This is a genomic window from Streptomyces sp. NPDC059477, from assembly GCF_042749375.1.
Lineage (GTDB): Bacteria > Actinomycetota > Actinomycetes > Streptomycetales > Streptomycetaceae > Streptomyces.
The window spans coordinates 35,311-48,485 of the sequence record NZ_JBHYUG010000056.1; the positions used below are offsets into that span (position 1 = coordinate 35,311).

At 75.0% G+C, this 13,175-nt stretch carries 9 protein-coding genes and 2 pseudogenes; 9 read left to right on the forward strand and 2 right to left on the reverse strand.

Translation table 11 applies throughout. From position 1 onward, the window contains the following. The first annotated feature begins 30 nt into the window (after positions 1–30). The 9 genes from ACFXAZ_RS25575 (at position 31) to ACFXAZ_RS25615 (ending at position 8,501) form a co-directional block, all read left to right on the forward strand. Positions 31–864: an NmrA family transcriptional regulator gene (locus ACFXAZ_RS25575; protein WP_384595664.1), complete on the forward strand. Its 834-nt coding sequence runs from the start codon at positions 31–33 to the stop codon at positions 862–864. A gap of 453 nt (positions 865–1,317) precedes the next feature. Then, on the forward strand, positions 1,318–3,108 hold the full coding sequence (locus ACFXAZ_RS25580; protein WP_384595667.1) for an AMP-binding protein: 1,791 nt from the start codon (positions 1,318–1,320) through the stop codon (positions 3,106–3,108). A 12-nt stretch (positions 3,109–3,120) separates the two neighbouring features. After that, a complete protein-coding gene (locus tag ACFXAZ_RS25585; protein ID WP_384595670.1) occupies positions 3,121–3,381 on the forward strand; it encodes an acyl carrier protein in 261 nt (86 codons plus the stop codon). A gap of 3 nt (positions 3,382–3,384) precedes the next feature. Then, positions 3,385–4,440: a hypothetical protein gene (locus ACFXAZ_RS25590; RefSeq protein WP_384595672.1), complete on the forward strand. Its 1,056-nt coding sequence runs from the start codon at positions 3,385–3,387 to the stop codon at positions 4,438–4,440. After that, positions 4,437–5,252 carry a tryptophan synthase subunit alpha gene (gene trpA, locus ACFXAZ_RS25595; protein ID WP_384595675.1) on the forward strand — a complete coding sequence of 272 codons (816 nt, stop codon included), beginning with the start codon at positions 4,437–4,439 and terminating at the stop codon, positions 5,250–5,252. Before ACFXAZ_RS25590 ends, trpA begins: the two co-directional genes overlap by 4 nt. A 113-nt stretch (positions 5,253–5,365) precedes the next feature. Further along, on the forward strand, positions 5,366–5,740 hold the full coding sequence (locus ACFXAZ_RS25600) for an ectoine synthase (protein WP_384595678.1): 375 nt from the start codon (positions 5,366–5,368) through the stop codon (positions 5,738–5,740). A gap of 21 nt (positions 5,741–5,761) precedes the next feature. After that, positions 5,762–6,934, forward strand: coding sequence for an acyl-CoA dehydrogenase family protein (locus tag ACFXAZ_RS25605; RefSeq protein ID WP_384595681.1), 1,173 nt, complete (start codon positions 5,762–5,764; stop codon positions 6,932–6,934). Continuing rightward, the gene (locus ACFXAZ_RS25610; RefSeq protein WP_384595684.1) at positions 6,931–7,785 is read left to right on the forward strand and encodes an N-(5'-phosphoribosyl)anthranilate isomerase; all 855 of its coding nucleotides are present in this window, start codon (positions 6,931–6,933) and stop codon (positions 7,783–7,785) included. The genes ACFXAZ_RS25605 and ACFXAZ_RS25610 overlap by 4 nt, the downstream gene beginning before the upstream one ends. Next, positions 7,785–8,501: an indole-3-glycerol-phosphate synthase gene (locus ACFXAZ_RS25615; RefSeq protein WP_384595687.1), complete on the forward strand. Its 717-nt coding sequence runs from the start codon at positions 7,785–7,787 to the stop codon at positions 8,499–8,501. The genes ACFXAZ_RS25610 and ACFXAZ_RS25615 overlap by 1 nt, the downstream gene beginning before the upstream one ends. A gap of 91 nt (positions 8,502–8,592) precedes the next feature. Here ACFXAZ_RS25615 and ACFXAZ_RS25620 read toward each other — a convergent pair. Then, positions 8,593–11,415, reverse strand: a pseudogene (locus ACFXAZ_RS25620) (BTAD domain-containing putative transcriptional regulator); the annotation flags it as partial. 1,030 nt (positions 11,416–12,445) lie between these two features. After that, positions 12,446–13,175: pseudogene (locus ACFXAZ_RS25625) on the reverse strand (hypothetical protein); the annotation flags it as partial.

The following is a 13,175-nucleotide window of genomic DNA, read 5'->3' on the forward strand; positions in this document are numbered from 1 at the left end:
GTCCAGGCCGACTTCGTTCAGGCTGCGGGTATGACGACAAACGAGCACACGACACTGGTCCTCGGCGGTACCGGCCGGGTGGGCCGCCGGGTGACGAAGCGGCTGGCCGAGCGGGGCGTGGACGTGCGGGTCGGTTCCCGCGCCGGAAAGCCCCCGTTCGACTGGGAGGACCCCTCGACCTGGGCCGCCCCCTTCGCCGGCGTCCGGTCGGCCTACCTGATGTACTACCCGGAGGTCGAGTGGCCCGGCGCCGGTGACGCGATCGCCACGGTGGCCCGGCACGCGGTCGACGCCGGGGTGCGGCGCCTGGTCCTGCTGTCCGCCCGCAACCAGGAGGAGGCCGTCCGCTGCGAGGAGGCCGTGACGGGCCTGCCCGTCGAGTGGACCATCGTCGCCCCGGCCTCCTTCAACCAGAACTTCGACGAGGGTGTGTTCCTGGAGCCGCTGCGCCAGGGCGTGCTGGCGCTGCCCGCCGGCGGTAACGCCGACCCGTTCGTCGACGCCGACGACATCGCCGATGTCGTGGTGGCGGCCCTGACCGAGGACGGCCACGCGGGCGAGCGCTACGAGCTGACGGGGCCCCGGCTGTGGACGTTCGCCGAGGGCGTGCAGGAGATCGCCCGGGCGACGGGCCGCTCCCTGCGCTACGAGCCGATCACCCGGGACCAGTTCGCCGACGCCATCGTCGCTGACGGTGCCCCGCGTGACTTCGCCGAGCCGCTGGCCACGCTCATCTCCGAGTTCTTCGACGGCCGCAACAGCTCGCTGGCCGACGGTGTCGAGCGCGCCCTCAAGCGCAAGCCCCGCGACTTCGCGGACTGGGTGGCCGAGATCGCGCCCACCGGTGTGTGGGATGCCGCCTAGGGGGCGGGCCGGTGATGCCGCCGGGCAGCTGCTCCGGTGCCGGTGGCGCCCGGCGGGCGTTGTGGTGCGGTGCCGGTGACGCCGTCCGGTGGCTGCCCCGGTGCCGGTGCCGGTGCCGGTGCCGCCCGGCGGGCGCTGTGGTGCGGTGCCGGTGACGCCGTCCGGTGGGCGGGCGCCGGTGATGCCGCCGGGCGGCTGCCGCCGGGCCGTCCGGCGGGCGGAGCGGACGCCGGTGCCCGGCGGACGGTGCCGGTGACGGCGCCCGGCGGGCGGCGCGGGTGCTGCCGCCGGGCGGGCGGTCCGGGTGCCGGTGCCCGGCCGCCGGGCCCCGGTGACTGCGCCCGGTGGTGCCGGTGACGGCGGCGGGTGGTGCCGGTGACGGCGGCGGGCGCGGGCGGGCGGCGGGGGCGGGCCTTGCGCTGATGTTGCGGCAGCGCCCCCACGATGCCGGGAATGAAACCAACCCGGCTCTGGACCTCGTTCGCCCGGCAGGTCGAGGCCCGCCCCGACGCCACGGCTCTCGTGGCCAGGGGCCGGCACCTCTCCTACGGCGACCTCGCCCGCCTCGTGGCCGACGCCTCGGCCCGCCTGGACCGGCTCGACACGAGCGGCGGCGAGCCGATCGGCGTGCCGGCCACGAAGACACCCCGCACCATCGCCCTGGTACTGGCGTGCCTGCGGGCGGGCCTGCCCGTGGTGCTCCCGTCCGCCACACTGCCCGACGCCACCCTGCAACGCCTGTGGGCGCGGGCCGGATGCCGTCACGTCATCAGCGCCGACGACAACGGGGCCGGCCCGGCCGGCGCCGCGGGCCTTGCCCACGACGGCGACGGCAGCGGCAGCGGCAGCGGCAGCGGTGACGGTGACGGTGACGGCGCCCTGCCGGCCGCCGCCTCGCTCAACGGCCCCTCCTCCCTCGGCGGCCCCGGCGGCCCGGACGGCTCCTCACCAGCCTTCGCCGCACCGCCCGTTGCCTTCGCTGACGACCCCGCCGCCTCCCCCCACCCCCCGGACGGCGTCGCCTTCGTGCTCACGACGTCGGGGTCGACGGGGGTGCCGAAACTGGTGCCTCTCACCGCGGGCGCCGTCGAGCGTTTCGCCGACTGGGCCGCCGCGCGGTTCGGTCTGGGGCCGGGCGCCTGCACGCTCAGCCACGCCCCGCTGAACTTCGACGTCTGCTTCCTCGACGTGTGGGCCACGCTGCACCACGGGGGCCGCGTGGTGCTGGTCGAGGCGGGCCCGGCCACCAACGGGGGCCACCTGCTCGACGCCATCGACGACAACGCGGTGACCCTCGTGCAGGCCGTGCCGATGGCCCACCAGCTGCTGGTCGACGCCGCCGGGGACCCGGCCCGCCGTCTCACCTCGGTCCGTCATGTCCTGTTCACCGGCGACCACATGCCCGCCCGGTGCCTGGCCGCGCTGCCCGCCGTGTTCCCCCGCAGCCGCCTCTACAACCTCTACGGCTGCACCGAGACCAACGACAGCTTCCTGTACGAGGTCGACCGCGACGCGCTGCCGGCCGGCGGCGTTCCGCTGGGCACCCCGCTGCCCGGCGTCGAAGCCATCGTCCTGGACCGGGACGGCACCCCGGTCACCGGGGCGGGCCGGGGCGAACTCGTCGTCTCCACGCCGTTCCAGTCGGCCGGCTACCTCGGCGCCGACCCGGCCCACCCCGGCCCCTTCACCGACACCCCGTTCACCCGCACCCCGGCCCCCGGCACCCCGGCCGCCCACACTCCGGCCGCCGGCGCCCGCTTCTACCGGACCGGTGACATCGTGCGCCGTGACGAGGCCGGTGTCCTGCACCTGGAGGGCCGCAGCGACTTCCAGGTCAAGGTGCGCGGCACCCGGGTCAACACCGAGGCCGTCGAGCAGGTGCTGCTCAGCCACCCCGAGGTCGCCGAGGCCGTGGTCCTGGCCGCCCCGGACCCGGTCGCCGGCCATCTGCTGCACGCCGTCCTGCGCCGGGTGCCGGGGGCGCGGGTGACAACGCTGGGCCTGCGCCGGCACTGCGCCCTGCACCTGCCCACGGCCGCCATCCCCTCCACCCTGCGCCTGCTGGAGAGCGCCCTGCCCCGCACGTCCACCGGCAAGGTCGACCGCCGGCTGCTCGGCCAGAGCCTCGGCCGGCCGTCACCCCCACCACCCTCACCGTCACCGGCCCGCCCGCAGACGACCACCGCCACCGCCACCACGACCTCCACCTCCACCTCCACCTCCACCTCCACCTCCACCGGATAAGGAACCGACACCATGACCCACGAGAACCTCATCAAGTCCTTCCTGATCGATGAATTCCTGCCCGAGGTCGAGCCGTCCGAGCTGACCACCGGCTACGACCTGCTCACCAACGGCGTCGTCGACAGCCTCGGCCTGCTCAAGCTCATCGCCTGGGTGGAGACCGAGTTCGACGTCACCGTCGACGACGCGGGCCTGGACCCGGACAACTTCCGCACCATCGCCGCCATCGACGCCTTCGTGGCGCGGGCGGCGGTCCCGGCCGAGGCGGGCTGAACGGTGCACGACGTATCCGCGGCCCTACGGGCCCACCGCCCCGTCCCGACGGCGGCATGGTCGTCGTTCTGGGACGAACTGAGCGCCGGCACCCTGGACACCGGCGAGCCGGCGTCCGTCCTGGCGGCCCTCGACCCCCACACGGCCGACCCCCGCACACTCGCCGCCCTGGTGCGGTCGCTGCGCGCACGCCGCACCGGGCCGGTGCCCCCGCTGCCCGGCGCGGTCAACGTGGTCGGCACCGGCGGAGGGGCGGCCACGTTCAACATCTCCACCGCCGCCGCCCTGACCGCCGCCGCGCTCGGCGCACGCGTCGTGAAGACCGGATCGCGGGCCCACGCCAGCAGACACGGCTCGATCGACCTGCTGGAACGCCTGGGAATCCCCCTCACCAAGTCGTACGCCGGGACCGCCGCGTCACTGGAACGGCACAACGTCGCCTTCGCCGGCTACTTCGTGTATCCGGTCGAGCTGACCGTGCTGGCCCGGCGGATCCTGCCGGTGCCCATGCGCACCTACGGCCGGCTGCTGAACATACTGGGCCCGTTCCTGCCCGCGCTGCCCGGAGCACGCCAGCTCACGGGCCTCGCGAGCCCCTCGCTGCTGCCGCTGGCCCGCGCCCTGGCCGCCGAGGTCGAGGACCGTGACGTGTGGCTGTGCACCAACGACACCGGCGCCGACGAACTGATCGGCTTCGCCCCCAACACCGTCCACCGCGGCCCCGGCACCGAACAGTTGCGGCTGGACCCGCGTGAACTGGGCACCGCGGACGGCACCCTGGCGGACCTGGCACCGGTGCCCGATCCCGCCCGGGTCACCGGGCACTTCCTCGACGTCATATCCGGGCGGGCACACCGAACGGCCACCGAGACCGTCGCCCTGAACGCCGCCGCCCTGGTGATCGCCGCCGGGCAGCAGACACAGTGGCGCCCCGCCATCGCCTCGGCGGTGGCGGCGCTGCGCGACGGCGCGGTACGCGCCCTCGTCGAGGCCGTACGGGCCACCCCGCCCCCGGTGCCGGATCCGGTGCCGCTGGTGAACGGGGGCGGTGTCCGGTGACCGGCCTGTTCGCCCGCCCGCCGGGGCTGGCCGTGTTCCTCAACGCCGGGGACCCGCCGCTCGACGTCCTCGACGACGTCGCCGACATGCTCGACGACCACGAGGTCGACGTCCTGGAACTGGGCGTGCCGTTCCCCGACTCGGTCAGCGACGGGCCGGTGATCCGCCGGTCCGCCGGGCGGGCACTCGCCGCCGGGACCACCTTCGAGGACACCCTCGCCTTCGTCGAACGCTCCCGCCACCGCCACCGCCATCTGCGGGTGGTCGTCCTCGCCGACTGGGCGCACACGGTCCGCCCCCGCTCGATGGCCCAGGCCGTCACGGCCGTCGCCGCGTCCGGGGCGGCCGGGGTGCTCCTGCACGGCGCACCGCCCCGCGTCCGCCCGGAACTGTACGAGCGGGCGGGTGCCGCCGGCCTGCCCGTCGTCACCACGTGCTACGCCACCTCGCCGCCCGGCGTGGTGGCCGAGGCCGGCGCCCACGCCTCCGCCTACGTGTACCTGGTGACGCACTACGGGCAGAGCGGCGCGGGCCCGGCGCCCGACGCGGGGGCGCTGCGCGGGCCCGTCGACGCGCTGCGGGCACTGACCGGCGTGCCGATCGCCGCGGGTTTCGGGGTGCGTACGGCGGCCGATGTCGAGCGGGTCCACGCGGCGGGCGCCGATGCCGCCGTGGTCGGCAGCCCCGTCGTCGCCCGGGTGGAGGCGTCGCTGGCGGCCGGCGGCGATGTCGCCGCCGACCTGGCCGCCCTCGTCACCGGCCTGCGCCCCCACCACACACCCCAGCCCCGGCCCCGGCCCCGGCCCCGGTGACCGGCGGCCTGTTGCCGGGTGACCGGTGACCGGAAGCCCCCGGATGTCCCCCGCTCCACCCCACCCCACCCACCTCTTTCCCTTTTCCTTTCCTTCTTGAGAGGAGCGATCCCGTGATCGTGCGCAACCTGGACAACGTCACCACCGTCGACTGGGGCAACGGCCTGAGCCGCCGTTTCCTGCTGGAGGCCGACGGCCTGGGCTACTCCGTCACCGACACCACGGTGCGGGCCGGCACCAAGTCGCTCCTGGAGTACCGCCATCACCTGGAGGCCTGCTACTGCATCGAGGGCTCGGGCGAGGTCGTCGCCCTCGACGGCACGGCGCACCGCATCACCCCGGGCACCCTCTACGCCCTCGACCAGCACGACGCGCACCACCTGATCGCCGATCCGGACACCGACCTGCGCCTGGTGTGCGTGTTCTCGCCCGCCCTGCGCGGCGACGAGCAGCACAGTCTCGACGCCTCCAGCGCCTCCGCGTACTGACTGAGAAAGGGGAGTACGGGCATGCGTATCTGGGACGAGGATCAGCTCGCACTGCGCGAGGGCATGCGGTGGTGGTGCCGCGACCTGGCCGCCGCCGGGCACGACAGCGCCGGGCACGGCGACGGCACCGCCGGGCAGGACACCGGCACGAGCGGCTTCGCGTGGGACGCGTGGAAGCTGGTCCGCTCCTCGGGCGTGCTCGGCCTGCCCTTCGACCCCGCCCGGGGCGGGGCCGGCGCCGACCTGCCGACCACCATGTTCGTGCTGGAGGCCCTGGGCGAGGGATGCCGCGACGGGGGGCTGAGCTTCTCGGTGGCCACCACCATGTGCAGCACCGGCGTCGCGCTCCAGCAGTTCGGGACGGACGAGCAGAAGGACCGCTACCTGCCCCGGGTGTGCTCGGGCGAGCTGATCGGCGCCCACGCCATCAGCGAGCCCGACACCGGGTCGGACGCTTTGAGCATGCGCACCAGCGCCGTCCGCGACGGCGACCACTACATCCTCAACGGCAGCAAGAGCTTCGTGACCAACGGCCCCGTCGCCGACACGGTCGTCGTCTACGCCCGCACCCGGCCCGGGGGCGGCCCGCTGGGCATCACCGCCTTCCTCGTCGACACGGACACCCCCGGCTTCACGGCCGGCCGGCCGCTGAAGAAGATGGGGCTTTCGTCCGCGCCGATGAGCGAGCTGTACCTGGACGGCTGCCGGGTGCCCGCCGACCGGGTCGTCGGCGGGATCGGGCGGGGATACCTGGTCCTCGAACACGTCATGAAGTGGGAGATCCTGTGCTCCTTCATCATCAACGTCGGGGAGATGCAGCACCGCTTCGAGCGCTGCCTCGAATACGCCCGCACCCGCACGCAGTTCGGCAAGCCGATCGGCTCGTTCCAGGCCATCGCCCACAAACTGGTCGACATGCGCATCCGGCTGGAGACGGCCCGCCGCTGGCTCTACGACACCGGCGAACGCCTGGCCGCCGGTGAGGACGTCACGATGGACGTGGCCATCGGCAAACTGCTGACCAGCGAGGCCAACGTGGCCTCGGGACTGACGGCCGTCCAGATCTTCGGCGGCAACGGCTACATGTCGGAGTACGGCCTGGACCGCGAACTGGCCAACGCCGTGGCCGGCACCATCTACTCGGGCACGACGCAGATCCAGTACAACCGGATCTCCTCACTGCTGGGGCTGTGACCGTGCTCCTCAAGGTGTGCGGCGCCACCAGCCGCGACGACATCGCCCTGCTCGCCGCCGCGGGCACGGACCTGATCGGCCTGTGGCACGGCGTGACCGGCGGCCGGGCGGACCTGCCCGCCGCCCGCCTCACCGCCCTGGCACACACCTGCCGCACCCTCAACAGGGAACAACGGGAAGGCACGGCACCTACACCACCACCGGAAGGCCGGGAGGCTGCGGCGGTGCGTGCGGCGCCGGCGCCACGGGAGGAGCGGGGCGGGGCGGCACGTACACCACCGGCGGTCTGGGGCGGGCCGGCGCGTGGGGCGCGTACGGGGGTGGTCTCGCCGGAGCCGGTGATGGTGACGTTCCTGCGGGATCCGGCCGCGATCCTGGGTGCGGCCCGTGCGGCCGGGGTGCGGTGGCTGCAGCTGCACGGCTACCAGCCCCCGGCCGTGGTGGCGGCGCTGAAGCGGGGGCAGCCCGGGGTGGTGGTCGTCAAGGTCGTGCATGTCACCGGTGACGCCTGTGTGGAGCGCCCGCTGCTGGCCTCCTACGAGCGGGCCGGGACCGATCTGTTCCTGTTCGACGCGGCCACCGCCCAGGGCCGCATCGGCAGTACCGGCCTGGCGCTCGACGCCGGTGTGGTGAGCGGCCTGGCCGGGGCGATCACCCGGCCGTTCCTGCTGGCCGGGGGTATCTCGGCCGCCGCCCGGCCCCGTTACCGCAAGGTGGCCGCCCACCCCCGCTTCGCCGGCGTCGACGTCGACACGGGCGCGCGGGACGCGGCGGGGGCGTTCTGCCCGGCGAGCGTGCGCGGTATCCGCGAGAACTGGCGGACCGCACCCGGCACCGGGGAGGGGGTCTGATGACGTCCGTGTTCATGAGTGCCCTGGCGGGCGCCGCGCGTCCTGTGATCATGGAGCTGAAGCCCCGCTCGGCGAGCGGTGAGGACCTGTTCCGCGGCCGGAGTCCGGCCGAGATCGTGGCCCGCTACGAGGCGGCGGGCGCGCCCTGTCTGTCGGTGGTCACCGGCCGCTGGTTCGGGGGCGACACCGCTCTGCTGGCCGAGGTCGCCGCGCGTACCCGGCTGCCGCTGCTCCAGAAGGACTTCATCACCAGCACCGGTCAGCTGCGGGCGGCGGCCGGTCTCGGCGCGTCCGCGGTGCTCCTGACGGCCGCGCTGCTGCCGGGGGTGGCGCTGGCCCGGCTGGCGGAACGCGCGCTGGCGCTGGGGCTGACGCCGTTCATCGAGGTGGCCACGGCCGCGGAGGCAAGGGCCCTGCCCCCGTGCGAGGAGTATGTGGTGGCCGTCAACAACCGGGACATCCGCAACCGTGAGCGGGGCGGCGCCGACACGGGCCGCAGCAGGCGGCTGCTGCCCGCCGTGCGGGCGACGGGGTCGCGGTGCCCGGTCAGTGCCGGCGGCATCGACGACCCGCGCGAGGCCGCCGCGCTCCTCAGTGCCGGCTACGCCGCACTGCTGGTCGGGACGGGCCTGCTGCGGGCAGATGCCCTGGAGTCATGGTGCGGGGAGCTGGACGGCCTGCGGGGTGGGCCGCCCGCCCCGCGTCCGGCGGGCTGAGGGACAGTTCGTCCCACTCGACGGCGTAGGGCACGCCCAGTTCGTTGGCCGCGGCGATCACCCTGGCGGCGAGGTCGCCCGCCTCCAGGTGGCGGCGGGCGTCGACCAGGGCGCGGGCCACCCGCAGGGGGCGTTCCTGGTCGTAGGGGTCGAGTTCCATGGCCGATTCCAGGCGGCCGGTGGCCTCCTGGCGGTCGCCCGCCTCCAGCGCGGCCGTCAGGACCACGTCGATCAGGCCCAGGACCCGCTGGCGCACGACCTCGCGGCGCTGGGCGATGCGGTCGTCGTAGAGGTCGTCGGGCAGCAGCGGCCCGGTGAACGCGGCGACGGCGAGACGGGCGCGTGCCACGCGTTCGCTGTCCTGGGTGGCGGCGACGGTCCTGGCCAGGTCCTCGAACACGTGCAGGTCGACCTTGCAGGAGGACAGGCACAGCAGTTGTCCCCGGCGGTTGACGAGCGGGCCGTAGGTGGCGCGGGCGCGGGTGAGGACGTTCTTCAGGCGGCGCTGCCCGACGCCGGCCTTCTCGTCGGGCCACAGCATCTCGACCATGGTCTCCACCCGTACCGATCCGCCGGCCAGCACGAGGTGTTTGACGAGCTGGCTGGCGCGGCCGGAGCCGGTGAGGACGGTGTGTCCCTGGCGGACCTCGAAGGCGCCCAGGACCCGTACCTCGTAGCTGCCGCCGCCGGGTAAGGCGTCGGCGACGGGTGCGGGGGGCAGCCGGATCGCGGAGCGCAGCACGCCCACGACGCGTCGCTCGCGGCGGTCGGGGAGGTCGGGGTGGCCCAGGCTGGCCGCCCGGTCCAGGGCGACCTGGAGGCAGCGGTCGGCGGCGTCGGGTTCGCCGGCGGTGTCGCGGGCGTAGCCGGTCAGGAGTTCGGCTTTCCAGCGCAGGCCGGGGGCGATCTCGCTCTGGGCGAGCATCCGTTCCAGGACGTCGGCGGCCTGTGGTTCGCCGCGGCGGGCGCCGATGAACGCCTCGGTCAGGGCGAGGGTGACGGGGTCCTCGACGCGGTGTTCGCGGGCCGCGGCCAGCAGGCGGGCCGATGCGGCGTCGGCGCCGACGACGGCGCAGGCGTCGGCGGCCTCGCACAGGAACAGCAGGCCGCCGCTGTCGTGGATCATCATCTGGCCCAGGTGGGCCTCGGCCCGTGCCAGCTGTTCCAGGACCCCGGGCAGGTCGTGGTCGTTGGCGGCGACGATCAGGCGGGTCCAGGCGGCGTGGCCGGCGACCCAGTCGATGCGCAGGAGTTCGGCGAGGCGGATCGCGTCGTCGAGGATGGCCAGTGAGCGTTCGGCCTCGCCGCCCAGGGCCAGCAGCCGGGCTTCCATGACCAGGCACAGCATGCGGTCGAACTGGGTGTCGCTGCTCGCGCCGAGGCGGCGCAGCAGCAGGGCGCCCTCGCCGGTCTTGCCCAGGGCGGCCAGGACGGTGGCGGCGAGCTGGCGCTGGACGGCGGCGACGCGGGCGGGTTCGCCCAGTTCGCCCCAGGTGATGGCGGCCTGGCGCAGGGCGTTCTCCGCGCGGCGCAGGCTCGGTCCGTCGGGGCGTTCGGACAGGGCGACGCCCAGTGCTTCCAGGAGGGCGGCCTGGGCGCGGGTGCCCTGCGTGCTCTGTTCGAGGAGCTGTTCGACGTGGGCGAGGACGCCGGTGTCGCGGAGCAGGGCGCGCTGGATCAGCCATTCGCTCTCGACCTCGACGGTGAGGTCGCCATCGTTGTCCTGCTCGCGCACGATGCGCAGGGCCCGGCCGATGACCTCGCGTTCCTCGGCGAGCTGGCCGAGGTTGCGGTGGGTGCGGGCCAGGTGCAGCAGGACCTGCGGCGCGGCCTCGGCGGCGGGGCCCAGACGGGCCATCAGGTGGATGAAGCCGGCCGGGTCGAGCTGGTTGATGCGTGAGGTGGGCAGCCGGGCGATGAGGGTGGCGGCCTGTTCGGGGTCGCCGCTGTCGGCGAGGAGGCCGGCGGCGGCGAGTTCGGCGCCCTGGGAGATCAGCAGCGGTGCGGCTCTGCGGGCCAGGGCCGCGTCGAGGGGGGCGAGTGCGGTCAGGGTCTCCTTCGACTCGCTGCACAGCCGTGACCAGCCGTCGGCGCCGACCGCGAAGGGGACACCCGCCCTGATCAGGCGGCGCAGCAGCCCCGGGTGCCCGAGCCTTTCCACGAGGATGTCGTTGACCATGGGGAACGCGGCGATCTGGATCAGCAGGCGGCGGTCGGCGGGGTCGAGGTCGGCGGCGTAGTGGTCCATCAGCTGGCGGATCAGGCCGGGGTGCCGCAGCAGGACGGTGGTGGCCGCCATCCGGTCGGACTCGCGGGCCAGGCGGCGCAGCATCACCAGCAGCAGTGCCGCCCAGCCGCCCGACAGGTCGTGCAGGGTCGCCGCGAGCCGCTGCCCGTCGCGGTCGCCGAGTTCGCCCCGGGCCAGGGCGGTGGCCTCCTCCGGGGTCAGGCGCAGGTCCTGTGTGTTGAAACGCTCCGCGGTCCCCATGAACTCCATCGCGGCCAGGGGTGCGGGCAGCAGGCGGCTGCTGACCAGGATCCGCAGGGACGGCGTCCGGTCGTGGACCAGGGCGGCCAGCCAGGCGGCGGCGTCGTCGGTGAGTGCCTCGGCGTTGTCGACGGCCAGCAGGCCCGGCCCTGCCGGTGCGGCCAGCAGTTCCCCGACCTGGCCGGCGGCGCCCGCGGTCGCGAACCGCGGGCGTCCCGCCGCGGTGAGGACCGCGGACGTCAGTTCGTCGACGGTGACCGGACGCTCCCGCGGCAGGCACACTCCCAGGCCCCCGGCGCCGGCGACGACCTGTCCGACCAGGACGCTCTTGCCGAACCCGCCGCCCGCCTCGATGAGGACCGAATGCCTCGCGTTGAGCATCTCCTGCACCAGCCGCTGACGCGGGACGAAAGGCACGCGAGCCATACGAGGCTGTCCCCTTCTAAACCGGCGACCCCAGGCCCCCCACCAACATGCCCATATGGTCGGCTTGTACGTTAACACGAACTCTTGATGATGGACCGTCACCCGGCCCGAACAGCAGGTTCCTGCGAGGGCGGTGACCGCGGCGGGCACCCTCGCAGGAACCTGCAAGGACGAACGGGAGGGATGTGGTGTGACCCCCTCCCCCGGGGCGGGCGGGGCGGGGCGGCTGCCGCCGCGGGGAGCCGCCGGGGGGGGAGCCGCCGGGGGCTGCGGGGGGCACGGGAGGCTGCGGGGGGGGTGGCTGTTGCCGCGTTCTGGCAGGCGGGGCGGGGCAGTTGCCGCCGCGGGGTTCCTGCGGGGAACGCGACCGGGGGGAACGTGACCGCTGCCGTGCGGCCCGGCAGGCGGGGCGGGGCGGCTTCCGCCGCAGGGACCCGCGGGGACCGTGACTGTTGCCGCGTCCTGTCATCCGGGCCGGGACGGCTCCCGCCCGCAAGGATCCCGTGAAGGCCGTGACCGCTGCCGCATGTCCCGGCAGGCGGGCGGGGCAGCTGCCGCCGCAGGATCCTGCGAAGGCCGTGACCGCTGCCGCGTTCTGTCATGCGGGCTGTGGCAGCCGCTGCCGCAGGGATCCTGCGGGGCCGTGGCCAGCTGCTGCCGCGAGGATCCCGCAGCGGCGGTGAGCGCTGCCGCGCTCTCTCACCCGGGCGTGACCACTGCCGCAGGACCCTGCGGGGAACGTGACCGCTGCCGCGTCCTGACGGGCGGGCCGGGACAACTACCGCCACAGGATCCTGCGAGGACCCGTGGGCCGCCGCCGCGCGTCCCGGCAGGCGGGGCAGGACAGTTGCCGCCGCAAGGATCCTGCGGGGAACGTAACTTGCCGCCATGCCCTGGCAGGCGGGCCGGACAGCTGCCGCGCAGTGACCCGCAGGGGCCGTGACTGCTGCCGCGCGCCCTCCCGCACCGGCCGGGACAGCTACCGCCGCGGGATCCTGCGAGGACCCGTGGGCCGCCGCCGTGTGTCCTGTCAGGCGGGCCTGGACAGCTGCCGCGTCCGCTCGCCGCCGGTGCGCGCGAGCTGGTGGCCGCTCTCCTGGCGGGGTGCGGGCACCATCTGCTGCCGGGAGGTGACGTGACGCCGGCGGGCGTCGCTCACCTGCTCGCCGACCGCCTGGCGCACGACGTCGTGGCAGAACTCGTAGACCGCCGCCCGGCCCGGATGCCCCAGACCCCCCGCGGTCACCTCCGTGAGGAACCGGGCCCGCAGCAGCGCCTCCAGAGCGTCCAGGGCCGCGAGCACGTCCAGACCGGCGGCGCCCGCCACCACGTCGAAGGAGACACGGGGACCGCAGACGGCCGCCGCCTGGAGCAGCCGGGCGGCGTCCGGGCCGACGGCCGCCTGCTTCGCGGCCACCAGCCGGGCCACAGCCGGCGGCACCGCGTCCGGACCACCTGTGTGCCGCAGCAGCTCCAGGAACATGAACGGGTTCCCGCCACTGCGCGCGAACGCCCGGCCCACCGGGCCACCACCCGCAGCAGCACCACCGTCGGCGTCGGTGGCGGCGGTGTCGGCAGCACCCGCGCCGGTGGCGGTAGCAGTGGGGGCGGTAGTAGTGGGGGCGGTAGTAGTGGGGGCCTCGGCAGCACCGGCGACGTCGGCGCGCGCGCCGGTGGCGGCGCCCCGTTCGGTGGCGGCGGTGGCGGCGTCGGCAGCACCCGCGCCGGCAGCGCCGCCCCGGCCACTGGCGGGGGTGGCG